Consider the following 23,077-nt stretch of genomic DNA (forward strand, 5'->3'; position numbering starts at 1 on the left):
CATTGGCGGCAGCTGTCCCGGCGTTTGTCATGCGTCTTGTTGAGGGCGTTCTGCGTCGCAACGTCCCATGCCTGCCTCGAATGCTACAGTGAACGGAACTCCAATAACCTGCGTTGCCTGACGAGGTACTTATGATCCAGTTGTCCGTTAACGGCGAGCGGTATGAGCTCGACGTTCCCGCCGACATGCCACTGCTCTGGGTAGTGCGCGATGTGCTCGGTCTGACCGGCACCAAGTTTGGCTGCGGTATCGCCCAATGCGGCGCCTGTACCGTGCATCTGGACGGTGAAGCCGTGCGCTCTTGCGTGCTGCCGGTGGGTGCTTTGGCCGGCCGTGCGGTGACCACCATCGAGGCGGTTGGCGAGTCGGCGCTGGGCAGTCAGGTGCAGCAGGCCTGGCTGGAGCACGAGGTGGTGCAGTGTGGCTACTGCCAGTCCGGCCAGATCATGTCGGCCACCGCGCTGCTGCAGCGCCAACCCAACCCCAGCGATGCGGAGATTGACGCCGGTATGGCGGGCAATATCTGTCGCTGCGCGACCTACACCCGCATTCGTGCGGCCATCAAGGACGTCGGCAAGGGGGATCAGGCATGAGCAGGCAATCACGGCAGGTCTCTCGGCGCGGCTTCCTGAAAGGCTCCGGCGCAGTGATGGGCGGCCTGGTGCTCAGCACTTGGTTGCCGCGATTTATCCCGGACAGCGTCGCGGCCGAAGCGACCGCCGCCGGCCGTCTCGGTGATCAGACGCCGCGCGGCTACGGGGCCTATGTGCGCGTAGGCCACGACGGCAAGGTGACCGTCATCTCGCCGAAAATCGAGATGGGGCAGGGGGCGCATACCGGTATCGCCATGATGCTGGCCGAGGAGCTGGAAGTGCGACTGGCTGATGTCAGCGTCGAGGATGCACCACCGGACGCCGAACTCTACACGGACTCGATCATGCAATTTCAGGCTACCGGCGGGTCGACGTCCACACGGCATGCCTGGCAGCCCCTGCGCGAGGCCGGTGCCACCGCGCGGCTGCTGTTGATTCAGGCGGCTGCTCAGCGATGGTCGGTCGACCCTGCCCAGTGCGAGGCGCGCGAGGGCGTGGTCTACGGGCCGGGCGATCGTCAGGCGGGCTATGGCGAGCTGGTCGATCTGGCCAGCACCCTGCCGCTGCCAGCCAGCATTACCCTGAAAACCCCGGATCAGTTCCGCCTGATCGGCACCCCGGCGCGCCGCATTGATACCCCGAACAAGGTCAACGGCAAGGCGAAGTTCACCATCGACCTGCAGGTGCCGGACATGCTGGTTGCCTCCAGCCTGGCCTGTCCGGTTTACGGCGGCACCCTGAAATCGGTTGATGCCAGCGCGGCGCGGCAGGTACCGGGTGTACGCGATGTGGTCACGCTGGATAACGCTGTTGCGGTGACTGCAACCAACTACTGGGCCTGTCAGCAGGGGCTCAAGGCGCTGAAGATCGAATGGGATTTGGGCGAGAACGCCTCGATCAGCTCGCCCGAGCTGGATGCGGCGCTGCAAAAGGCTTCCAGCGCAGACGGCGTGGTTGCTCACAGCAGCGGCGATGTTGCAGCAGCGCTGGAGGCGGCCAGCAGCCGTTTTGAAGCGGTGTACGAACAGGCGTTCCTGTCCCATTCGCCGCTGGAGCCGATGACCTGCGTAGCGCACGTGCGCCCGGATGGCTGTGACCTGTGGGTCGGCACTCAGGTGCCGGTGTTTGCCCAGCAGACTGCCGCCAGCATCACCGGGCTGAAGCCGGAGCAGGTGGTCGTGCACAACCAGCTGATTGGTGGCGCCTTCGGCCGCCGGCTGGATTACGACTTTATCGCCCAGGCGGTGGCGATTGCGCGGCAGGTGAGTTACCCGATCAAGCTGATCTGGAGTCGCGAAGAGGACATGACCCACGATATGTACCGTCCGCACTACGTCGACCGGCTGACCGCCGCACTGGACGCCGACGGCAAGCCGCAGGGCTGGCAGCATCGCATTGCCGGCGCGTCGGTGCTGGCGCGCTATGTCGGCAGCCTGCCGGCGAGCGGCGTGGATGCCGATGCGGTGGAAGTGGCCATTGACCCGCTCTATGCGCTGGACAGCCTGCAGGTCAATTACATCCGCGAGGAGCCCAAGGTGATTCCGGTCTCCTGGTGGCGCGGAGTGGGGCCGCTGCGCAGCACGCTGGCGGTGGAGTGCTTTATCGACGAGCTGGCGCACAACGCCGGCAAGGATCCGGTCGACTACCGGCTGGCGCTGATGGACAAGCATCCGCGGGCCCAGGCGGTGCTCAAGCTGGCTGCCGAGAAGGCCGACTGGCAAACGCCGTTGCCGGCCGGGCAGGGGCGTGGCATTGCGGTCAGCGCGGTGTTCGGCAGCTTCGTCGCGACCGTGGTCGAGCTGGAAATGCAGGCGGACAAGGGCATCCGCATCAAACGTCTGGTCAGCGCCATCGACTGCGGTCTGGTGACCAACCCGACCTCGGTGCTGGCGCAGATTGAAGGCGGCACCCTGTTCGGCCTGTCGGCCTCGCTGTTCAATGAAATCACGATTGAGCAGGGCCAGGTGCAGCAGCGCAATTTCAACACCTACCGGCAGTTGCGCATCGGTGAAGCGCCCGGCGTCGAGGTGCACATTGTGCCCAGCACAGAGTCACCCGGCGGAGTCGGCGAAACCGGGACTGCACTGATTGGTCCGGCGCTGCTCAACGCGTTGGCCGCTGCATCCGGCGAGCGTCTGCGGCGTCTGCCGCTGAGCCGCGCTGGTTACTTCCCGGTTTAAGGAGCTGAACCCATGCATCTGAGCAAATCCGTGATTCTCGGGCTGGGGCTGGCTGCCTCGGCGCTGTCCGTGCAGGCCGCTGACGATGAGCTGATCGCCCGTGGCAAGTATCTGGCCGCCGCGGCCGACTGTGTGGCCTGCCACACTGTCCCGGGCGGCAAGCCGTTCGCCGGGGGCGTCGAATTCAAGCTGCCGTTTGGCTCGCTGTATTCGCCCAATATCACCCCGGACAAGGCGACCGGCATTGGCGACTGGACCGACGCCGACTTCCTCGGCGCGCTGCATGAGGGCGTCGGCAAGGATGGCAAGCGCTACTACCCGGCCTTTCCGTACACCTCCTACACCTTGATGCCGGACGACGAAGTGAAGGCCATCAAGGCCTATCTGTTCAGCCTGGAACCGGTCAGCAATACGGTGCCGGAGAACACCCTGAGTTTCCCCTACAACCAGCGCTGGGGCATGTTCTTCTGGAACCTGGTATTTCACGATAACGAACGCTTCGAGCCTGATCCGAACCAGTCCGAGGAGTGGAACCGCGGCGCCTATCTGGTCGAAGGGCCGGGTCACTGCGGCGAGTGCCATACCCCGCGCAACTTTGCCCAGGCGCTGAGCAGCAGCCAGCCGCTGGTGGGCAACCTGGTGCAGGGCTGGCAGGCCTACAACATCAGTTCGGACGAGACCTATGGCATCGGTGCCTGGTCGCCGGCCGAACTGGTCAGTTATTTCAGCAAGGGGTATGCCCCGGGCAAGGGCGTGGCCAGCGGGCCGATGGGTGATGTTGTCAATCACAGCCTGCGCCATCTGACCCCGGACGACTTGTCTGCCATCGCGACCTACCTGCTCGGCACCCCGGCGCAGGCCGCCGGCATCGCCCGGCCCGAGGTGGTGCCGGATGCGACCCCGGTGGCCGATGGTGCGCTCGGCAGCAAGCTGTTTGCCGGCAACTGCGCCGGTTGTCATGCCTGGGACGGCAGCGGCACCCAGTCGCCGATTGCCGCGCTCGGCGGTCTGAAAACCGTCAATGATCCGGCCGGCACCAACCTGCTGGGTATCCTGCTGCGCGGTCACGGCGGCCCGGGCGCACGGGTAGACCAGCAGATGCCATCCTTCGCTGCGGGCTATCAGGATGCCGAACTGGCTGCGGTCGGCAGCTTCGTGCTGCAGCACTTCGGTCAGAGTGGCGGCAGCCTCAGTGCTGAGGATGTTGCGGCCAAGCGCGGTAACACCGGCCACTGAGCCGACAGCGGGAGGTGTGATGTCTGCAGTGGAACAGCTGCTCAAGGCGGTCGATGAGGCCGCCCTGCAAGGCGACGATGCGGTGCTGGCAACGGTGGTCAAGGTCGAGGGCTCGGCCTATCGCCGCCCCGGCGCGCGGATGCTGATCAACCCCCTGGGGCAGACCGAGGGAACAGTCAGCGGCGGCTGCCTGGAAACCGAGGTGGCGCGCACGGCGCGCTGGTTGACCGAACGCGGGCCGGCGCTGCGCAGCTACAGCACCGCCGAAGAGGATGAAGATGGCGATGCGGCAGTGCGTTTTGGCCTCGGCTGCAACGGTACCGTGCACCTGCTGTTCGAGCGTGTCGATTCCGCGGCCTGTCAGCTGTTGCTGGATGGCTGCCGGGCGCTGATCAATGGCGCTGTTGGACTCAGTGTGGCGACCGTCGTCAGCGCATCACAGCCTGATTTGCTCGGGCAGCGACTGCTTCTGACTGCCGATGATCAGCTGCTGGGCTGCCTGCCCGATGCCTGGTCGGCGCCGTTGCTGCCACTGCTGCGCCTGGCGCGCTCTGCCCGGCGTGCTGCGTTGCATCGCTTTCTTCAGCCCGGTGGCGCGGTTGAGGTGCTGATCGAGCACCTGCGCCCGGCGCAGCGGCTGGTGATTTTCGGTGGCGGGCACGATGCCCAGCCGCTGGTGCGGATGGCCAAACTGCAGGGCCTGCATGTGACGGTGATTGACAGTCGGGCGCATTTTGCCCGGGGCAGTCGCTTTCCGGAGGCCGATGCGGTGTTGCTCGGGCAGTTGGACAACAGCTTCGCACTGAAGGATTTGCTGGCCGACGCGGCGGTAGTGGTCATGACCCACAGTCTGCAGCAGGATGCCTGGTGGCTGGCGCAGGCGCTGGCGTCGTCGGCGTGCTACATCGGCCAGCTCGGACCGCGTGAGCGCACCGAGCGGCTGCTGGCCGGCATGGCGCAAGCCAACTTGCCGGGCGTCGAGCGGCTGCATTACCCGGTCGGTCTCGACCTGGGGGGCGATACCCCGGAAGCCGTCGCGCTGGCGATTCTGGGCGAGATCACAGCAGTACTCAACGAACGCGCCGGTGGCCAGCTGCAGCAGCGGCGGTCTGCCATCCACGAACCTTCTGCAATTCATATCCATGACGGGTGCGAGCAGGATTTGCCAGCACCCTCCACTATCGAGAGCAACTAAATGTCCGAAATCATTACCGTCGTAGCGGTGCTGCGCGCCGTTCCTGGCGCAGCCGAACAGGTCGCAGCCATCCTTGCCGACGCGGTCGAGCCGTCGCGCGCCGAGGCCGGTTGCCGAGGTTATGTGCTGCACCACGACCGCAGCGATGCCAGTCGCTTCGTGTTTGTTGAGCAGTGGGCCGGGATGGAGGCCATCGAAGCGCACCGTCAGGCGCCGCACTATCAGGCAATGGGCAAGGCGCTGGCAGGCCTGATTGCCGAGCGCGAAGTGATGCTGCTGGACGCCAAGGCCTGATGCCAGGGGTTGCCGCCCTGATGCTTGGCGCCGGGTTCTCCCGGCGCTTCGGCGGCGACAAACGGCAGGCACGTCTGGCCAGCGGCCAGACGGTACTCAATCGTGCACTGGAGAACGCACTGGCGGCCTTCGGCGCGGTAACTCTGGTGCTGCGCAGCGATGATGACCCGCAAGCGCTGGCGCTGCCGGAGGCGGTCGACGTGCTGTTCAATCCGCGCAGTGCGCAGGGCATGGCCAGTTCACTGGTACTGGGTATTGAACATCTGCGGCATGGTGATGCGGATGCCATCGCCGTGCTGCTCGCCGACATGCCGTGTATCCAGCCGACCACCCTGCAAGCGTTGGCGCAGCGGTGTGGTCCGGAGGATATTGTGCTGCCGAGCTGGCAGGGCCAGCGCGGTCATCCGGTGTTGTTCGGGCGGCGCTTCTGGCCGCAGCTGATGACCCTCAGTGGTGATCGCGGCGGACGCGAGATTGTGCGCACCCATGCCGATTGCGTTAAGGTGCTGGCGGTGGAGGATGCCGGTGTCTGTCTCGATCTGGACCAGGCCGCAGACCTTGCCACGCTGAATCCGCTTGTCTGATCCACGCAGGAGATCCCCGGTGCCATCGGTATATCTGGCCGGTTTTGACGTGTTCTATCCCGACGCCCTGGCGCGTGGCGAGTATCTCAAGGCGCTGTGCGCCACGCATGGGCTGGAAGGGCTCTATCCGCTGGATGCGGCTCTGCCGGAGGGGCTGATCGATCCGGCTGGCTGGATCTGTCAGGCCAACCTCGACAGCCTGCGCCGCGCCGACGCGGTGCTGGCCAATCTGGGCCACTTTCGCGGTAACGAGCCGGATTCCGGCACCGTCTTCGAAGTGGGCTTTGCCTGTGCGCTGGGCAAACCGGTGTGGGCGTACTTCCCCGATCAACAGCCTATGATCGAGCAACTGCCGCGTGATGAGCAGGGGCTGTGTCCGGACGGCTTTGTGGTCGAGAACTTCGGCCTGCCGCGCAACCTGATGCTGGCCTGCAGCTGGGTCGGTGCCAGCAGAACGGCGCCCCAGGCCGTTGCCGAGTTGGCCGCCTGGCTGCACGCCAACCCGCAAACGCGCTAGCCGTCTCGCAGGGTCAGGAACAGCCGCAGGTCCAGCTCCAGCTGGTGATAGTCCGGCTCCATGTGCCGGCACAGCTGGTAGAACGCCTTGTTGTGTTCCTTCTCGCGCAGGTGCGCCAGTTCGTGCACCACCACCATGCGCAGCAGCGGCTCGGGCAGGCTCTTGAGGATGGCCGAGATCTTGATCGCGTTCTTGCTCTTCAACTTGCCGCCCTGCACCCGGCTGACAAACTGGTGTTGCCCCAGCGCATTGTCGATCACGTGCATGCGGGTATCGAACAACACCTTGCTGATCGGCCCGCTACTGCGCATGTGCTGCTGCTTGAGGCGCTGGGTGTAGTCGTAGAGTGCCGCGTCGGTCTGGATCGAATGCTGCTCGCCGGACGGGTAACGTTGCTCAAGCCAGGCGCCGAGCTGGCCACGATCGATCAACTGCTGGACCTGCTGGCGCAGATCGGGGCTGTAGCCCGCGAGGTATTTCAGGGTTGCCAGGGTGTTGTCCTCCGCGGGTCATCCAGCTGTTGATGTGGATTCTGTTGCGCGCAGTATCGGTGCTCCGGCAGCCGCTGTCACGGGCAGCCTCCGGGCTGCCCGTACATTGAGCCGTTAGCCGGTCAGCCGCTGCAGGATGCTAGCGTACAGCTCAATGCCCACCAGCACGTTGAACGGGAAGGTGACGCCCAGCGAGGCTAGCATTACCAGCCCGATGTCGGCCTCTTCAATGGCGTGGCGCACCGCGACCGGAGCGGCGATGTAGGAGGCGCTGGCGGTCAGGGTCGCGAGGATTACCGTCGTGCCCGGAGCCAGCCCCAGCAGCAGCCCGGTCGCCATGCCCGGCAAGCTCAGCAGTGTGGGCATGCACAGGGCAAAGGCGATAACCCGCCAGTGCTGCAGTCGGACCTTGCGCAGGGTTTCTGCAGCTACCAGACCCATTTCCAGCAAGAACAGCGCAAGAATCAGGGAAAATCCGCTGGTCAGCGCGCCAGTGACCTGGCTGCCGCCTTGCTTGCCGTACAGCAGGCCAATCACCACACCGCCCACCAGCAGAATTACGCTGCGGTTGGTCAGCGTCTCCTGCCAGAGCGGCGTACTCGCAACCGTTTGGGCCGGGCCGGATGGGCTACCGAGTCGGCGATACAGCCACAGCCCGGTGATAATTGCGGGCAGCTCCAGCAGCACCAGATACAGCGTGACCTGCCCGCTGACCATCATTCCGCGTGACTCGGTCCAGGCTAGCGCCACCGCAAAGGTACCGGCGCTTACCGAGCCGTAGTGGGCGCAGAAACTGGCCGCATCCGCCCCGTTCAGGCGCACCAGATAACGCAGCAATGGGTACAGCAGCAAGGGAATCAGAAAGCCCAGCGCGGTAACGGCAAGCACTTCCCCCAGCAGCGACCAGTGCAGGTTGCCGTGCAGGGCCATGCCACCCTTCAGGCCGATGGTCAGCATCAGCAGCAGCGACAGGATGTCGTAGACCGCCTTGGGGATGGCAAGGTCCGAGCGCAGGGAGCCGGCGATCAGACCGAGAATGAAAAACATGACGATGATATCGGGCATGAAGCACGTTCCGCAGGGGCTTGATTAAAAAGCGTAGGCCAAAAAAGAGCCCCTGTGCGGGGCTCTGGTCGGTGAGTTTCAGGCTTCAGGCGCTGAGCCTGAGTGCGCTCTCTGCAGGCGGTCTGTGCACCGAGCGCTCCTCGTCCGTTGCGCTGGCAGCATTGTTCACCACCTGATAGACATGGAAGGCCTCCGGGCCAAAGGGATCAACGGCCGTGTCTACGTAGCAATGGCTAACCGGCACCGGCACACCCGAGCCAACCACCATGAACTGATGCTCGCTTACCGGCAGGTCGATCTTCAGCGGCTCTTCGACCCACAGGTATACGCGTTTCTGGGCAACCACATACTCGCAGCGCACGATCCGGAACCCCTCGCGCAGGGCCAGGCTGGTCACTTGCTTGTCATTGGCCAGTTGATACTGATGGATGGTTTTCATGACCTGTCTCCGAACAGTTTTGACGGATTCAGGGTCAGCTAAATGAGGGTCTTTATAAATCGATCTATTTGGAATTTATAGTTCGATTTTTTCGATGCTGTCGTCCAGCTCGGGCCGAGACTTCAACAGTGCCTCAATGGCCGGGTTGCCGCTGGAGCGCGCGCGGGTGACGGCGTATAGCGTCTCCCTGACCTCGCCAATCGAGCCGATACACTCCACTTCGTATTGGCGACATACCTCATCGTGAATCACCGTCGGGGCGGCAAAGTAGCCCAGCCCCTGACGGCCGAATACCTTGATCAACGCACTGTCGTCGACCTCGGCCACCACATTGATGCGGATCCGCTTGGCTGCAAACCAGTTCATCAGCTCGTTGATATAGGGCGCATTGAGAGAGGTCGTCAGAAAGGGCTGGCGGTCCAGGCTCAAGGGAAAGCCTGGCCTGAGCCGCGCGGCCAGCTCCGGGGTGGCAAACAGGGATATGGACGAGCTGGCCAGCCGCGTGGCGCGAAACTGGCCAGCGTCCTTGAAGTCGGGCTGGCGGTCGGTCAGCAGAATATCCAGCTCCCGTTGGCCGAGCTGGCGCAGCAACTGCCCCGTCTCCCCGGTCTGGCAGACCAGGTGCACCGGCCGCGGCTGCGACAGCGCAGGCTCGGTCAAATGGTAGGCGATCAGTTTGTGGATGGAGGCGGCGATGCCGATAGCCAGCGTCAACGGGCGATTTTCCGGCGGCTGCTGCAGAACCTCGGTCAACGACTGCACAGACTGGAAAATGTCGTCGGCATAGGAAAACACCGTCTTGCCGAAGTCGGTCAGCTGCAGCGAGCGGTTGGCCCGCTTGAACAGTGCACCACCCAGCGACGCCTCCAGCGTTGCCAGCTGGCCGCTCAGGGTCTGCGGTGAAAGGTCGAGACTCTCCGCCGCCCGGACAATCGAGCCTGAGCGAGCGATCATCCAAAAATAGTGCAGGTGGCGAAGGTTGAGGTGTTCCACTGGTCTGCGCTCATCAGCTAGAGGGATGATTTGTTGCAGGCTAGATGTTAACAGTCCCGCGCTTGCAGCGGTCGATTATGCCGGCGCCGCGCTATTCATAGGCGAGGCGAATTTGTTCCAGTTTTCCGCTGCTGCGCAACTGGTCAAGCGCCTCCGCCCAGCGGGTAACGACGGCCTCTGAACTGTCGCGGCTGAAAGCGATGTACAGCGAAGAGCGAAACAGCTCCAGCGGAATCTGTCGCAGGGTGCCAGCGGGTATCTGCAAGAGCCTGCTGTAGTAGGCCACCCCGGCCGGGGTGTCTCCGACAATGATCTGAGTGCGGCCGGCCAGCAGCATTCGATACAGCTGAACGTTCTGATTCGCGCTGCGATCGAGATTTCTAAAGCCAAGCGATTCAAGGGTGTCGGGTACCAGACCGGCATGCCGGGTGGTGATGCGCTGCGCCTGCATCAGCTGTGCCAGCGAGTGTATGGGCGCTTCGCTGCTGGCTAGCTGGTAAGGGTAGATAGCTTCCTCAGCGATGGGGCCAACCCAGCGGTAGCTAGACTCGCGCTCAGGCGTGCGAAACAATGAGTACATGATCGTTTTCGGCTGCTGGCGAAGGTCGTAAGTAGCTCGCATGCTGGGCACCGCCTCAATCGGGAAGTTATCACCGGTAAGCGCCATGATTGCGTTCACTACCTCTGTCGTCAGTCCGGTCAGTTGTCCGTCCTGCAGGTAGTTGTAGGGTGCCCACTCCTCGGTCACGATTCGATACTCATCCGCCTTGGCTCTTGCGCCGAGCAGGATGCATAGCAGTGTGACGAGCAGTACGCTGTTCTTCACGGGACAGTTTTGGGCCTGATGAGGATCGGTGTGTAGCTAGCTGCAGCATAGTCAAACGCGGGCGATAGGTACAAACAGCATGAAGGCGAGATGGCGGCAGGTTTAGTGACGAGACGGTGCGCCGAGTTTTGCCGCAAATTTGTGATGGGTACACGGCATGACACCGTTTAGGCTTCCATACTTTTGTGCTTTACAGCCCCGATTGAGTTGCGCTCGTTGCGGCTGCGCCGAGTGGGCTTGAGTGGCTTTGGCGACGTGAGTGAAATGAATCGGTTTGCGTTGAACCGATAGTTTTGTCTGCGCCATGCATCGCGGTGTTGGTAAAAAGGGTTAGCGGTTTGGCGAAATCAGTCAAACCCGAGTGGGCCGTGTGCGTGAAACCATAGTTTGGCTCTAGATTGTGACCATAGCTTGGCCAAAAGCTACGGGATCTGCGATGGCATCAACGGCTGCACAGGTCGTTACTCACGTTGAACCGAGTTTTTCAACAGAATCGGCCGAAAGCGGAGGCTCTTCAGCAAGCAGTATCTCTGGAGTGTTGGGCTGGCCATCAGTTGAGCGGCGCAAAGCCTTCCCCATGGTGCGAGACGATACCCAGGCAGGGTTTTGATCAGCTTGGTCAGGAAGAAGCGTCTGGTTCGAGCTTTGGAATGGGCAGGCGGCCGCGATAAGCCGGTCTGCCAGTGTCGCTTGTTCTTACTGTCGAGTCAGGCGCACGCAGAGTTGCTCGCGGCCATGGCAGGTAAAATTTTTACCAACGTTTGGCCAAAGTGGACGGACTATGGTCCGAAGAGCATACGGGGTGCAGCGGGGAGGGGAGAGTGGTGGGCCCACCAGGACTTGAACCTGGGACCAAGCGATTATGAGTCGCCTGCTCTGACCAACTGAGCTATAGGCCCACGCTGTTATAGCGTCGGGGATTATACGGGCTGTGATGGCTGGTGACTAGGCGCTCGGCGGAGGAAGGCGTTGGCAAATTCGTCGGCTGGGAGCGGGCGGCTTACCAGGTAGCCCTGGATGCTGTCGCAGCCCTGTTCAAGCAGCAGTTCGCGCTGCAGTTCGTTCTCCACGCCTTCGGCGATCACGGCCATGCCAAGATTGTGCGCCAGTACGATGATGGTCTGGCTGATGGCGGCATCGTGGTGGTTGCCGGGTAAACCGGCAACAAAGCTGCGGTCAATCTTGAGGGTGTCGAGCGGTAGCTCCTTCAGGTACGCCAGTGAGGAGTAGCCTGTGCCGAAGTCGTCGATGGACAGGTGGATGCCCATGCTGCTGAACAGATCGAGCAGGACGATGGCTTCGCGGTTCTGGTTCATCACGAAGTCTTCGGTAATCTCCAGTTCAAGCTGGCTGGCGGACAGGCTGTGTTTGGCCAGGGCGCGTCGAATATCGTTTACCAGGTGGTCCCCGATCAGTTGGGCGCCGGAGACGTTGATGGCCATGCGCGGTGCGGTGAGGCCCTGGTCGTGCCATTGGGCGAGCTGGGCGCAGGCGATGTTGAGGATGGTGCGGCCCAGATCCACGATCAGGCCGGTTTCTTCGGCCAGAGGGATGAATTGGTCGGGTTCGACCATGCCCCGCTGGGGGTGGTTCCAGCGTACCAGTGCTTCGGCGCCGTCCAGCTTGCCGCTGCTCAGGTCCAGTTTGGGCTGGTAGTGAAGCACAAACTCGTTGCGCTCCAGGCCGCGACGCATGTCGTTTTCCATCTCCAGGCGCTGGTGGGCGCTGGCTGTCAGGTCGCTGGTATAGAACGCGTAGCGGTTGCGCCCCTGGTTCTTGGCCCGGTACATGGCGGCATCGGCATGCTTGATCAGGCTGTTGACGTCGTCGGCGTCGGTTGGGAACAGGCTGATGCCGATGCTGGCGCTGACGAAGAGTTCGTGGCCGGCGCAGATGAACGGGGCGCGGAAGACGGCAAGTAGCTTGTCGGCAATGGCGGCGGCGTCGGTGTCGGTACGCAGATTGGGAAGCAGGACGATGAACTCGTCGCCGCCGTGCCGGGCGACCGTGTCGATGTCACGCAGGACCGAGCACAGGCGCTGGCTGACCAGTTGCAGCAGGCTATCGCCAACCGGGTGGCCCAGGCTGTCGTTGATTTGCTTGAAACGGTCAAGGTCGATAAACAGCAGGGCGCCGATGTGTTCCTCGTGATTGAGTGCCTGGCTGTGCAGCGACTCTCGCAGTCGTGCCTCGAACAGGGTGCGATTGGGCAGACCGGTCAACGGGTCATGGTGGGCCTGATGGTCGAGTCGCGCCTGGGTGTGCTTGAGCGGTGTGATGTCGCTGAACACCGCAACCAGATGGCTCAGGCTGCCGTCGACGTTAAGCACCTGGCTGACGTTGGACCAGGAGGCGTAGAGTTCGCCGTTGGGGCGGCGGTTCCAGGACTCTCCCTGCCAGTGCCCCTGTTCCCGGATGACGCGAGATGCCTGTGCGACTACCTCCTGATCTTCAACGTTGGCTGACAGCATCCGCAGTGGTTGGCCAATGGCGTCGGCGGCGTCGACACCTGTAATCTGGCTGAAGGCGCGATTGACTGCGGCGATATTGCCGGAGGAATCGGTGATGATCACCCCTTCGGTGGTGTTCTCGAAGACGGTTGCGGCCTGGCGTAACGAGTTCTCCATTTCCAGACGCTCGGTTACGTCACGGGCGATGCTGAGCATGCACTCCTGATCGTTGATGGTGAGCGCCTCGGTACAGATTTCGACCCAGCGTACCTGGTCGGTTGCCGTCGTGATCTGCGAGAGCATGTCGCGCACCCGTCCATCGCGTCGCAAGGTCTCCACCATGCGTGTTCGGTCAGCGTCATCACGCCAGATTCGCAGGGCGAGCGTGCTGCTGCCGATGGCCTGGGCTCGGGTGTAGCCGGTGATGCGGGTGAAGCCCTCGTTGACGTCGAGCAGCATGCCGTCGCTGGCCTTGGTGATCAGCAGGCCGTCCGGTGAAGCGTGGAAGGCGCGGGAAAATTTCTGCTCGGACAGGCGCAGTTGTTCCTGGGTGAGCTTCAGGGCCGAGATGTCTCGAATCACGGTAACCAGGACCGGCTGGCCGTCGATGCTCACCGGTCGGGCCGAGAGCAGACCGGTAAAGCGGCTGCCGTCAGCCCGCCGGAACTCCAGTTCAACGTTGCTCTTGGTTCGGGTCAGCAGGAGCGCGAGCAGCCTGGGCCCTGTGCCCGGTTCGTTCCACAGGTTCAGCTCCGTTGCGGTATGGCCGACGGCGTCGCTCATGCTGATGCCGAACTGCTCCTCGAAGGTCTGGTTGACGGCCATCAACCGGCCCTCTTCGGCGTCAGCCAGAACGATGGTGTCCGGGCAGTTGTGAAAGACCGACGAGAATTTCTGTTCCGAGCTGCGCAGGGCCTGTTCGGCGAGCTTCTGTTCCTGAATGTCGATCAGCAGGCCGTGCAGTGAGGCTGCCTCGTATTCCTGGCTGGTGACGCGGTTGATGATGGCGCGCACCCATACATAATCACCACACTCGCGGTACAGGCGGAAATCGAAGCTTTGCTGCTGATGGGTCAGTGCATGGTCGCGCAGGCTGTCCAGAACGCGGCGATGATCCTCCGGGTGCAGGTGGTCGGCCAGAAAGTCGGGGCTTAGCCAGTTGCTGGCAGGGTAGCCAAGCAGGTCGGCTGCGTGGGGCGAGGTATAAATGAAACGCAGTGAGGGGTAGGACATTTCCCATGTGACGACGTGCAGCTTCTCAACCAGGGTGCGGTAGCGGTGTTCCTGCTGTCTGAGCAGCTCCAGTGCTTCCTGGCGCTGCATGACGGCGCGCCTGCGCAGCTGATTAAGGCCGTGCGCCGCCAGCAGAAGTATGCAGGACAGCAGCAGCACGCCAGCCTGCGTGATCTGCAGGTCGGGTGCCATGGGGATATTGATGGCACTGCATCCTGCGCCGGCCATTGCCAGCCCTGCGGCAACCAATCCCTTTGCGGCGACGTTCATTCGACGGGAAACCTGTATCCATGGCTACTCGATATTGTTTCGCCAGTTTAGCCCCAGGATGCGGTGCATGCCCACCCCCCCGCTGGCGCAGGGCCACAAACAACAACGCCCGGCACAGGCCGGGCGTTGTTGTTGACTGCATGCAGGCGACTCAGTCGTCGAGGAAGCTGCGCAGGTGATCGCTGCGGGTCGGGTGACGCAGCTTGCGCAGTGCCTTGGCTTCGATCTGACGAATCCGCTCACGGGTAACATCGAACTGCTTGCCGACTTCCTCGAGGGTATGGTCGGTGTTCATATCGATGCCGAAGCGCATGCGCAGTACCTTGGCTTCACGGGCAGTGAGGCCGGACAGTACGTCGCGCGTCGCTTCCTTGAGGTTCTCCACGGTCGCCGAGTCGATCGGTGATTCCATGGTGCCGTCCTCGATGAAATCGCCCAGATGCGAATCTTCGTCATCACCGATGGGGGTTTCCATCGAGATCGGTTCCTTGGCGATCTTCAGGACCTTGCGGATCTTGTCCTCGGGCATCTCCATGCGCTCGCCCAGCTCTTCCGGGGTCGGCTCGCGACCCATCTCCTGCAGCATCTGGCGGGAGATTCGGTTGAGCTTGTTGATGGTCTCGATCATGTGTACCGGAATACGGATGGTACGGGCCTGATCCGCAATGGAGCGGGTGATAGCCTGACGAATCCACCAGGTGGCGTAAGTCGAGAACTTGTAGCCGCGACGGTATTCGAACTTGTCTACCGCTTTCATCAGGCCGATGTTGCCTTCCTGAATCAGGTCAAGGAACTGCAGGCCGCGGTTGGTGTACTTCTTGGCGATCGAGATCACCAGACGCAGGTTGGCCTCAACCATCTCTTTCTTGGCACGACGCGCACGCGCCTCGCCGATGGACATGCGGCGGTTGATGTCCTTGATCTCGGAGATGGTCAGGCTGGCGTTTTCTTCCAGCTCGGCCAGCTTCTTCTGGGCGCGCAGGATGTCACCCTTGAGGGCTTCCAGGCCTTCGCTGTAGCGCGGGCTGTCAGCCAGCAGGGAGTCGACCCAGCCTTCATTGACTTCGTTGCCGGGGAAGCTGCGCAGGAAGTCGGCGCGCGGCATGCGTGCGTCGCGGACACACAATTGCATGATGGCGCGTTCCTGCTTGCGGATCTGGTCCTGGGCATCACGGACACGGTTGACCAGCGCTTCATACTGTTTCGGGATCAGCTTGATCGGCATGAACAGGGTGGCCAGGGCCTCCTGCTCGGCAACGGCTTTGGGGCTGTTGCGCGGGTGCTTCTTCAGCACCTTCTGCAGTTTTTCCAGCTGTTCCTTGATGGCGGTAAAGCGCAGGCGGGCCACTTCCGGATCGGGGCCACCATCGCCTTCGTTGTCATCGCTGTCGTCGTCCGAGTCTTCCTCGTCGTCTTCCTCGTCGTCGTCCTTCTTGGTTTCCTTGGAGGCGACCGCGGGTATGTCGTCGCTGTTGACGCCGGACATGCCGTCGTCATCGGGATCGATATAGCCGCTGAAAATGTCGGACAGGCGACCGCCTTCCTCAACCACGCGAGCGTAGTCGGCAAGGATGCCGTCGACGGTGCCGGGGAACATGGAGATGGCCGCCATGACTTCACGGATGCCTTCCTCGATGCGCTTGGCGATTTCGATTTCGCCTTCGCGAGTCAGCAGCTCGACCGTACCCATTTCGCGCATGTACATGCGGACCGGGTCGGTGGTGCGACCGATATCGGTTTCCACGGCAGCCAGGGCAGCGGCAGCTTCTTCGGCGGCAGCTTCGTCGGCATCATTATCGGCCAGCAACAGCGCATCGGCATCGGGTGCGGTTTCAAAAACCGTGATGCCCATGTCGTTGATCATGCGGATAATGTCTTCCACCTGTTCCGGATCGGAGATATCCTCGGGCAGGTGATCGTTGACCTCCGCATAGGTCAGATAGCCCTGCTCGCGACCGCGGGCGATGAGCTCTTTAAGACGGGATTGCTGTTGCGCTTTTCCGGACATAACAACCCTTGTGGATGCCTAGGTGTGCAAAAAATAAGCTGCGGATTATACCCTGATTTCGCCTGCTGACGCCACTTGAGGCGCGGTCAGCCGTCGTTTTTCCGGGTGTTTCGTGAGCCCAGCAGGTCTCGCAGCTGTTGCTTTTCCTCGGCAGAGAGCGGTTCGGTGACCGATTTGTCGAGGAGGTGCTGAAGTCGTCGCTCGTTTTGTTGAGCGGTTAGTCTGTTAATGGTGTCGAAAAACTGTTGTTCAAGGTTCACGCCGGGACTGGTCAGCAGCCACTCCTGTTCTGCCAGGCGATTCAACTGCTCCCCCATCGCCGTGCCGTGCCAGCGCGCCAGCAGTTCAATTGTAGTCAGCCCGGGCTGTTTCTGCGCAGCGTCAACCAGCGCTACCAGCAGCCTTGCCTCGTCGTCGTCCTCGTCGGCCATTTGATTGGCCTGTTGGGCATGTGCGGCCAGGTGCGGGTGGTGCAGCAGGGTTCGCACGGCTTGTAGTAACGGGCTGTCTACTTCCCTGCGCAGCGCCTTTTTGCCGCCGCTGCGACCTTTGCGTTCGCTGTCGCGCGGAGTGAAACGGCGGCTCTCCGATGTGGCCGGCGGTTTGCTGTCCATACCTTCCGGCAGGTAGTAGTCGCCGTCGGAGTCATCCCTTTCCGACCAGTCGCCCCAGGCGTCCATTGGTACGGCTTCGTCATGGCGCGGGTACGCATGGTTGCCTGCGTCGTTGCCCGCAGGCTGCTCTGTCGCCGTCGGCATCGCTGCCGGTTCAATGCTGTCCAGGTCAAGCCCGGTCTGTTGTTGCAGCGACTGCCTCAGCAGGCGGCGCAACATGCTGCCGGGGATCTGGTCAATCAGCGGCAGGGCCAGTGAGGCCATGTGCGCCTTGCCTTCCAGGCTGTCGGCGCCGGTTTCTTCGGCAAGGTGCCGGAACAGATAGTCGGTAAGCGGCAGCGCTTCACGTTCCAGTCGACGACGGAAGGCGTCGGTGCCTTCTTCGCGCACCATGGTATCCGGGTCCTGGCCATCCGGCAGGAACAGAAAGCGCACATGGCGACCATCTTCCAGCACCGGGAGCGCCGAATTGAGTGCGCGCCAGGCGGCTTGCCGTCCGGCGCGGTCGCCGTCGAAACAGAAAATCACATTGTGCACCAGTCGGAACAGGCGCTTGAGGTGCTCTTCGCTGGTGGCGGTGCCCAGTGTGGCAACGGCATTGGTGATGCCGTGCTGCGCCAGTGCGATCACGTCCATGTAGCCTTCGACGACCAGAATCTCGTTCAGTTGCCGATTCTGTTGCTTGGCTTCATAAAGCCCGTACAGCTCCTGTCCCTTGTGGAAGACCGTGGTCTCCGGGGAGTTCAGGTACTTGGGCTTCTCGTCGCCCAGTACGCGGCCGCCAAAGCCGATGGTGCGGCCGCGGCTGTCGCGAATCGGAAACATGATGCGGTCGCGGAAGCGATCGTACCGGCCGCCGCTGTCCGGGTTTTCCACTACCAGGCCGGCATCGATCAGGGCTTTTTGTTCACTGGTGTCGCGGGCCAGGTGCGACATCAGGTTGTCCCAGCCGGGCGGGGCGAGGCCCAGGTCGTACATTTTGGCGATCTGTCCGGACAGGCCGCGTCCTTTCAGGTAGCTGACCGCCCGCTGGCGCGCCGGATGCTGACGCAGTTGCTGCCGATAGTAGGCGGCAGCCTGCTCCAGCAGGGCGTATAGCGGGTTGTCCTTGCGCGGTGTTCGGTTGTTGCTCTTGCGGCCGTCGCTGCGTTCTTCGTGCGGCACCTCGACGCCGGCCTGGCGTGCGAGTTCTTCAACCGCCTGGGGGAAATCCAGGCGATCGAAATCCATCACGAAACTCAGTGCGCTGCCGCCGGCGCCGCAGCCGAAACAGTAGTAGAACTGCTTGTCCGGGCTGACGCTGAACGACGGTGACTTCTCGTTGTGGAACGGGCAGAGTGCAGAGTAGTTCTTGCCGGTCTTCTTCAGCTTCAGCCGCGCCCCGACGACTTCGACAATGTCGATGCGTCCGAGCAGGTCATCAATGAAGCCCTGAGGAATAAGTCCGGCCATGCTGTCTGCGGTGCCCCTGCGAGAGTACGTCGTTGCCGGCGTGCTGTACTGTTCGTGGCATTATGCGCTGGCAAATGCACAAAGACGCAAAAATCCAGCCAATTCCTTTCGGAAGGCCGGAAAGATGCGTGTTCCAGTGCTGTTCAGTCTGGTGATGCGAGCGCGGTGCGCTGCATCGGTGGGCCTGTGATCAGGCCCGATCAGAGCTGAGTGTTGGAACTCAGTACAGGCGCTCGCGACGACGCTGTTCGCGCTGAACTTTCTTGGCGTGACGCTTTACAGCGGCAGCTGCCTTGCGCTTGCGCTCGGTAGTCGGCTTCTCGTAAAACTCGCGACGACGCACTTCAGCCAGAACACCGGCTTTTTCGCAGGAGCGTTTGAAACGACGCAGGGCCACGTCGAAGGGTTCGTTCTCTTTAACTTTGACGGCAGGCATTTCGTACCTTTCTCAAACGTTGGTAGTCATGGCCGTAGGCAATATTGCCTGCGGCGATTGCATTTCAAGGGACGCGGATGTTACCGCCTTCATCTGTAAAAAGCAAAGCCTATGACGTCCATCAGGGTAAAAAACTGGCCTGTGGGCGTCTGGCTGATTATGATGCGCGGCAGATGACATTCATGTAATTCGAGGCACAGGGCCAAGCATGCGCGTTCTGGGTATTGAGACTTCCTGCGACGAAACCGGCATCGCGCTGTACGACAGTGAGCGAGGCCTGCTGGCGGACGCGTTGTTCAGCCAGATCGACCTGCACCGGGTGTACGGTGGCGTGGTGCCTGAGTTGGCCTCGCGCGATCACGTCAAGCGCATGGTACCACTGATGCGCGAGGTGTTTGCCAAGGCCGGTTTGCAGCCGGGTGAGGTTGATGCGGTGGCCTACACGGCCGGTCCCGGTCTGGTGGGGGCCCTGCTGGTTGGCGGTGCCTTTGCGCGGGCGCTGGCCTTTGCCTGGGGCTTGCCGGCGTTGGGTGTTCACCATATGGAGGGGCATCTGCTGGCGCCCTGTCTGGAGGAGCATCCGCCCGAGTTTCCGTTCGTCGCCTTGCTGGTGTCCGGCGGCCACACGCAACTTGTCCGGGTAGACGGTATCGGCCAATACCAGTTGCTGGGGGAGTCGCTGGACGACGCCGCCGGGGAAGCCTTCGACAAAACCGCCAAGCTGATGGGGCTGCCGTATCCGGGCGGCCCCGAGATTGCACGGCTGGCCGAGCAGGGGCGCCCCGGTGCCTTTGTATTTCCCCGTCCGATGACTGACCGCCCCGGCCTGACCTTTAGTTTCAGTGGCCTGAAAACCGCCGTGCTGACGGCATGGCAGGCGTGTTCGCAGCAGGGGCAGCCGGATCAGCAGACGCTGGCCGATATCGCGCTCGGCTTTGAAACGGCGGTAGTCGAGACGCTGACCATCAAGTGCCGCCGGGCACTCAAACAGACCGGGCTCAAGCGCCTGGTCATTGCCGGCGGCGTCAGCGCCAACCGCCGCCTGCGACAGCAGCTGGAAAGCATGACCGCCGAGTTGAAGGGCAACGTGTTTTACGCACGGCCGGCGTATTGCACCGATAACGGCGCAATGATCGCCTATGCCGGATGCCAGCGGCTGCTGGCCGGCCAGCAGGATGAGGGCGGTATCGAAACGCGCGCGCGTTGGCCGATGGAGCAGTTGCCGCCGATTGCGCTCAAGGCCTGAAGCGGTTTTCTACTCCGGCCAGCAGCCGGCCGATGTTGAGGCGGTGGCGCAGCAGAATAAGCAGCACTATCAGTGTGACCGGCAGCAGCAGTGCCGGGGCCAGCCAGGCGAGGGCTGGTGGCAGCGTCAGGCTGGCCAGCAGCGATGCCAGTGAGGCGATCCGCTGCCAGTAAAAGGTCAGGCCCCAGGCCAGCGCTGCGATCATGGCCGCAGGCCAGCAGAGCATCAGCATGACGCCGGCGGCGGTGGCAACACCCTTGCCACCCTGCAGGCGATGAAAGATAGGCAGGATATGGCCGCACACGGCGGCCAGACCGACCCAGCCCTGTTGCAGCAGAGAAAGGTCGGCGTAGCGTGCCAGCGCCACGGCCAGTGCGCCCTTGCCGAGATCGCCGGCCAGGGTGGCCAGCGCCAGAGAGCGGTTGCCAAGGCGCAGCATGTTGCTGGCGCCGGGGTTGCCGGAGCCCAGTTTGCGCGGGTCCGGCAGGTGACGCAGGTGGCTGATCAGCACGGCAAAGGAGACCGAGCCGAGCAGATAGGCGATGACCAGCCAGAACAGAAACTGGGTATGCATGCAGCGGACCCCGGGCAAAATGACGTTTGATTGTAGTCGACACGGGAGCAACCTGTGGATCAGGTTTTTATCAAAGGGTTAGCGGTAGATGCCGTCATTGGCGTCTATGACTGGGAGCGCACCATCCGCCAGCGGCTGGTGTTCGATCTCGATATGGGCTGGGACATCCGTCCGGCTGCCGCGGGCGACACGCTTGAGCACACCCTCAACTACGCGGCAATCAGCGAGCGCGTGCAGGGCTTTGTCGAGCAGAGCAGCTTCCTGCTGGTCGAGACGCTGGCCGAGCAGCTGGCTGCGCTGCTCATGAACGAATTCTCCATTCCCTGGCTGCGGCTGCGGGTCACCAAGCCGGGCGCTGTGCCGGCGGCATCCGGCGGCGTCGGGGTGTTGATCGAGCGGGGAGTCAAACCCGCGTGACCATCGTCTATCTGGGTGTGGGCACCAACACTGAGCGCGAATATCACCTGCAGCGCGGGCTGGATGCGCTGGCCGAGTTGTGCGGCGAGTTGCAGTTGTCGCCGGTGTTTGAAAGCGACGCGGTCGGGGTGCTCGGCAAGCGCTTCTACAACATGGTGGTCGCCGTCGAAACGCGGCTGGCGCTGGCGGATCTGAATGCCGCGCTGAAGGCGATCGAGGCTGCCTGCGGCCGGCGTGAGTCGCCGCAACCCGGACGCATCACGCTGGATATCGACGTGCTGTGTTTCGGCGATCTGATCGGCGTGCATGACGGCATTACCCTGCCGCGCCCGGAAGTCACCCGCAACGCCTTTGTGCTCTGGCCGCTGGCATTGGTTGCAGCGCAGGCCAAACTGCCCGGCAGCGGGCAGACATTTGGCCAGCTCTGGGAGGGCTGGCAGGGGAACCAGGCACTATGGCCGGTCGCCTTCACATGGCGTGGTCGGTCACTGACCCCGGTCGAGCTGCTGGCGGGGTATCAGCCGCGCGAGGCCTTGTAGTCGCTTAACGCTTCCAGCCGCGCCTGCTCCAGGGCGCGGCCCATCTCGGCGCCCTGCAGGCCCTTATCCAGTAACGGCTGAATATCTACCGCGCGCGCAGCCTGTGCAGCGCCGCGCAGGTAGTTCGCCTGCGGGTAGGGGCGCTGTTCAAACCCGGTGCGGCCCTGGGCGTCGGCCACGCATACCGCCAGAAACTGCTCGAAGCGCTCGCCGCGGCGGTAGATATCCAGCGCCTTGAACAGCTTGAGCAATGTCTGCGGGCGCAGCTCCAGTGCTCTGTGACAGTGGGTGTGGTACTCGCAGGCCAGCAGTGCCAGTTCCTGACACTCACGCGGTGCCTTGCAGCGCTGGTTGACGGCTTTGACGGCCTTCAGGCCGCTGGTCTCGTGGCCGTGATGCTTTGGCCAGTGCTCCGGGCGCGTCAGCCCCTTGCCAAGGTCATGCAGCAGGCAGGCCCAGCGGGCCGGCAGCGGCAGCTGGTCTCTGGCGGCGATCTGCAGTACCTGCAGGACGTGGACGCCGGTGTCGATTTCCGGGTGATGCGCTTCCGGCTGCGGCACGCCAAACAGGGCGTCGACTTCCGGCAGCAGTTCGGCCAGTGCGCCACAGTCGCGCAGTACCTGAATGAATACGTCCGGGCTCGGTTCCATCAGGGCGCGGCTGATTTCCATCCAGCTGCGCTCGGCAGTCAGACTCTGCAGCTCGCCCGACTCACTCAGCTGGCGCATCAGCGCCATGGTCTCGTCGGCCACGCGAAAGCCGAGGCTGGCGTAACGGGCGGCGAAGCGCGCAACCCGCAGCACCCGCAGTGGATCTTCTGCAAAGGCGGGGGAGACGTGGCGCAATATCTTCGCCTGCAGGTCGCGCTGGCCGCCGTAGGGGTCGATGATCCGGCCGTCCTCGGCCCGGGCCATGGCGTTGACTGTCAGGTCCCGGCGGATCAGATCCTCTTCCAGGGTGACGTCCGGGCTGGTGTGGAAGACAAACCCGCCGTAGCCAACGCCGCTTTTGCGCTCGGTGCGGGCGAGTGCGTACTCCTCGCCCGAGGTCGGATGCAGAAACACCGGAAAGTCCTGGCCGACCGGACGGAAACCCTCCTGCTGCAACTGCTCCGGCGTCGCGCCAACCACAACCCAGTCGCGGTCTGTTACCGGCAAACCAAGCAGTTGGTCGCGGACGGCGCCGCCGACCAGGTAGGTGTAGTAACTTTCAGGCATCGACACGGACTCTGGCTAAAGGGGAGTAGCTTCAAGCTTCAAGCTGCAAGCTGCAAGCAAAACCCGCGCGGTGTCTAGTCGCGCGGGTTTTCTTTTGGCGGCTGCATGGCTGCAAATAGAGTGTAGAGACACTTGACGGCCTCGCCGCCGAATTGAGTCTGATTACGCTTGCGGCTTGCGGCTTGCGGCTTGCGGCTTGCGGCTTGCG

21 protein-coding genes and 1 tRNA gene are annotated in these 23,077 nt (G+C 62.9%); 10 read left to right on the plus strand and 12 right to left on the minus strand.

What is annotated here, in order from left to right:
• The first annotated feature begins 131 nt into the window (after positions 1–131).
• Genes AC13EY_RS05520 through AC13EY_RS05550 form a run of 7 tightly spaced genes read left to right on the plus strand, consistent with a single transcriptional unit; the run spans position 132 to position 6,599 of the window.
• Complete coding sequence (locus AC13EY_RS05520; protein ID WP_228245538.1) at positions 132–593, plus strand: (2Fe-2S)-binding protein; 462 nt, start codon at positions 132–134, stop codon at positions 591–593.
• The gene (locus AC13EY_RS05525) at positions 590–2,773 is read left to right on the plus strand and encodes a xanthine dehydrogenase family protein molybdopterin-binding subunit (protein ID WP_228245537.1); all 2,184 of its coding nucleotides are present in this window, start codon (positions 590–592) and stop codon (positions 2,771–2,773) included. The genes AC13EY_RS05520 and AC13EY_RS05525 overlap by 4 nt, the downstream gene beginning before the upstream one ends.
• A gap of 12 nt (positions 2,774–2,785) precedes the next feature.
• Positions 2,786–4,009 (plus strand): cytochrome c, encoded by a 1,224-nt coding sequence (locus AC13EY_RS05530; RefSeq protein WP_482876579.1) that lies wholly within the window; start codon positions 2,786–2,788, stop codon positions 4,007–4,009.
• Positions 4,010–4,028: 19 nt separating this feature from the next.
• A complete protein-coding gene (locus AC13EY_RS05535) occupies positions 4,029–5,204 on the plus strand; it encodes an XdhC family protein (protein WP_228245535.1) in 1,176 nt (391 codons plus the stop codon).
• The gene (locus AC13EY_RS05540; protein WP_088277061.1) at positions 5,205–5,498 is read left to right on the plus strand and encodes a putative quinol monooxygenase; all 294 of its coding nucleotides are present in this window, start codon (positions 5,205–5,207) and stop codon (positions 5,496–5,498) included. It begins immediately after the preceding gene.
• Positions 5,498–6,082 (plus strand): nucleotidyltransferase family protein, encoded by a 585-nt coding sequence (locus AC13EY_RS05545; protein ID WP_088277059.1) that lies wholly within the window; start codon positions 5,498–5,500, stop codon positions 6,080–6,082. Before AC13EY_RS05540 ends, AC13EY_RS05545 begins: the two co-directional genes overlap by 1 nt.
• Positions 6,083–6,101: 19 nt before the next feature.
• Positions 6,102–6,599: a nucleoside 2-deoxyribosyltransferase gene (locus tag AC13EY_RS05550; RefSeq protein WP_088277057.1), complete on the plus strand. Its 498-nt coding sequence runs from the start codon at positions 6,102–6,104 to the stop codon at positions 6,597–6,599.
• Here AC13EY_RS05550 and AC13EY_RS05555 read toward each other — a convergent pair.
• From AC13EY_RS05555 to rpsU, 10 genes are all read right to left on the minus strand, one after another.
• Entirely contained in the window at positions 6,596–7,090 is a 495-nt protein-coding gene (locus tag AC13EY_RS05555) for a M48 metallopeptidase family protein (protein WP_228245570.1), read from the minus strand. The two genes, AC13EY_RS05550 and AC13EY_RS05555, sit on opposite strands and share 4 nt — an antisense overlap.
• A 114-nt stretch (positions 7,091–7,204) precedes the next feature.
• A complete protein-coding gene (locus AC13EY_RS05560) occupies positions 7,205–8,155 on the minus strand; it encodes a sodium-dependent bicarbonate transport family permease (RefSeq protein WP_088277053.1) in 951 nt (316 codons plus the stop codon).
• Positions 8,156–8,240: 85 nt separating this feature from the next.
• Positions 8,241–8,594 (minus strand): DUF7352 domain-containing protein, encoded by a 354-nt coding sequence (locus AC13EY_RS05565; protein WP_200818471.1) that lies wholly within the window; start codon positions 8,592–8,594, stop codon positions 8,241–8,243.
• Positions 8,595–8,669: 75 nt separating this feature from the next.
• On the minus strand, positions 8,670–9,587 hold the full coding sequence (locus tag AC13EY_RS05570) for a LysR substrate-binding domain-containing protein (RefSeq protein WP_228245534.1): 918 nt from the start codon (positions 9,585–9,587) through the stop codon (positions 8,670–8,672).
• 91 nt (positions 9,588–9,678) lie between these two features.
• On the minus strand, positions 9,679–10,413 hold the full coding sequence (locus tag AC13EY_RS05575; protein ID WP_228245533.1) for a substrate-binding periplasmic protein: 735 nt from the start codon (positions 10,411–10,413) through the stop codon (positions 9,679–9,681).
• Positions 10,414–11,235: 822 nt separating this feature from the next.
• A tRNA-Ile gene (locus AC13EY_RS05580) sits at positions 11,236–11,312 on the minus strand.
• Positions 11,313–11,333: 21 nt separating this feature from the next.
• Entirely contained in the window at positions 11,334–14,366 is a 3,033-nt protein-coding gene (locus tag AC13EY_RS05585; protein ID WP_228245532.1) for an EAL domain-containing protein, read from the minus strand.
• A 151-nt stretch (positions 14,367–14,517) separates the two neighbouring features.
• The gene (gene rpoD, locus AC13EY_RS05590; protein WP_228245531.1) at positions 14,518–16,374 is read right to left on the minus strand and encodes an RNA polymerase sigma factor RpoD; all 1,857 of its coding nucleotides are present in this window, start codon (positions 16,372–16,374) and stop codon (positions 14,518–14,520) included.
• Between the two features lie 86 nt (positions 16,375–16,460).
• The gene (gene dnaG / locus AC13EY_RS05595) at positions 16,461–18,440 is read right to left on the minus strand and encodes a DNA primase (RefSeq protein ID WP_228245530.1); all 1,980 of its coding nucleotides are present in this window, start codon (positions 18,438–18,440) and stop codon (positions 16,461–16,463) included.
• A 220-nt stretch (positions 18,441–18,660) separates the two neighbouring features.
• The gene (gene rpsU / locus AC13EY_RS05600) at positions 18,661–18,876 is read right to left on the minus strand and encodes a 30S ribosomal protein S21 (RefSeq protein ID WP_088274353.1); all 216 of its coding nucleotides are present in this window, start codon (positions 18,874–18,876) and stop codon (positions 18,661–18,663) included.
• A gap of 208 nt (positions 18,877–19,084) precedes the next feature.
• Here rpsU and tsaD point away from each other — a divergent pair, with 208 nt between their 5' ends.
• On the plus strand, positions 19,085–20,122 hold the full coding sequence (gene tsaD / locus AC13EY_RS05605) for a tRNA (adenosine(37)-N6)-threonylcarbamoyltransferase complex transferase subunit TsaD (protein WP_228245529.1): 1,038 nt from the start codon (positions 19,085–19,087) through the stop codon (positions 20,120–20,122).
• Here tsaD and plsY read toward each other — a convergent pair.
• Positions 20,112–20,681 carry a glycerol-3-phosphate 1-O-acyltransferase PlsY gene (plsY, locus tag AC13EY_RS05610; RefSeq protein WP_228245569.1) on the minus strand — a complete coding sequence of 190 codons (570 nt, stop codon included), beginning with the start codon at positions 20,679–20,681 and terminating at the stop codon, positions 20,112–20,114. The genes tsaD and plsY overlap by 11 nt on opposite strands.
• A 69-nt stretch (positions 20,682–20,750) precedes the next feature.
• Between plsY and folB the strand changes: the two genes are divergently transcribed.
• Both folB and folK read left to right on the plus strand, forming a co-directional pair.
• The gene (gene folB, locus AC13EY_RS05615) at positions 20,751–21,113 is read left to right on the plus strand and encodes a dihydroneopterin aldolase (RefSeq protein WP_228245528.1); all 363 of its coding nucleotides are present in this window, start codon (positions 20,751–20,753) and stop codon (positions 21,111–21,113) included.
• Positions 21,110–21,652, plus strand: a complete 543-nt coding sequence (folK, locus tag AC13EY_RS05620; protein WP_228245527.1) for a 2-amino-4-hydroxy-6-hydroxymethyldihydropteridine diphosphokinase — start codon at positions 21,110–21,112, stop codon at positions 21,650–21,652. Before folB ends, folK begins: the two co-directional genes overlap by 4 nt.
• On the opposite strand, the gene AC13EY_RS05625 is transcribed toward folK, so the two are convergent.
• Positions 21,631–22,869, minus strand: a complete 1,239-nt coding sequence (locus AC13EY_RS05625) for a multifunctional CCA addition/repair protein (protein WP_228245526.1) — start codon at positions 22,867–22,869, stop codon at positions 21,631–21,633. The genes folK and AC13EY_RS05625 overlap by 22 nt on opposite strands.
• Between the last annotated feature and the right edge of the window lie 208 nt (positions 22,870–23,077).

It is taken from the genome of Halopseudomonas sp. L-58 (genome assembly GCF_056859475.1).

Coding starts and splice junctions, on each gene's coding strand:
- AC13EY_RS05520 (WP_228245538.1), top strand. CDS start 132: ATGATCCAGTTGTCCGTTAACGGCGAGCGGTATGAGCTCGACGTTCCC.
- AC13EY_RS05525 (WP_228245537.1), top strand. CDS start 590: ATGAGCAGGCAATCACGGCAGGTCTCTCGGCGCGGCTTCCTGAAAGGC.
- AC13EY_RS05530 (WP_482876579.1), top strand. CDS start 2,786: ATGCATCTGAGCAAATCCGTGATTCTCGGGCTGGGGCTGGCTGCCTCG.
- AC13EY_RS05535 (WP_228245535.1), top strand. CDS start 4,029: ATGTCTGCAGTGGAACAGCTGCTCAAGGCGGTCGATGAGGCCGCCCTG.
- AC13EY_RS05540 (WP_088277061.1), top strand. CDS start 5,205: ATGTCCGAAATCATTACCGTCGTAGCGGTGCTGCGCGCCGTTCCTGGC.
- AC13EY_RS05545 (WP_088277059.1), top strand. CDS start 5,498: ATGCCAGGGGTTGCCGCCCTGATGCTTGGCGCCGGGTTCTCCCGGCGC.
- AC13EY_RS05560 (WP_088277053.1), bottom strand. CDS start 8,155: ATGCCCGATATCATCGTCATGTTTTTCATTCTCGGTCTGATCGCCGGC.
- AC13EY_RS05565 (WP_200818471.1), bottom strand. CDS start 8,594: ATGAAAACCATCCATCAGTATCAACTGGCCAATGACAAGCAAGTGACC.
- AC13EY_RS05585 (WP_228245532.1), bottom strand. CDS start 14,366: ATGAACGTCGCCGCAAAGGGATTGGTTGCCGCAGGGCTGGCAATGGCC.
- rpoD (WP_228245531.1), bottom strand. CDS start 16,374: ATGTCCGGAAAAGCGCAACAGCAATCCCGTCTTAAAGAGCTCATCGCC.
- dnaG (WP_228245530.1), bottom strand. CDS start 18,440: ATGGCCGGACTTATTCCTCAGGGCTTCATTGATGACCTGCTCGGACGC.
- rpsU (WP_088274353.1), bottom strand. CDS start 18,876: ATGCCTGCCGTCAAAGTTAAAGAGAACGAACCCTTCGACGTGGCCCTG.
- tsaD (WP_228245529.1), top strand. CDS start 19,085: ATGCGCGTTCTGGGTATTGAGACTTCCTGCGACGAAACCGGCATCGCG.
- AC13EY_RS05625 (WP_228245526.1), bottom strand. CDS start 22,869: ATGCCTGAAAGTTACTACACCTACCTGGTCGGCGGCGCCGTCCGCGAC.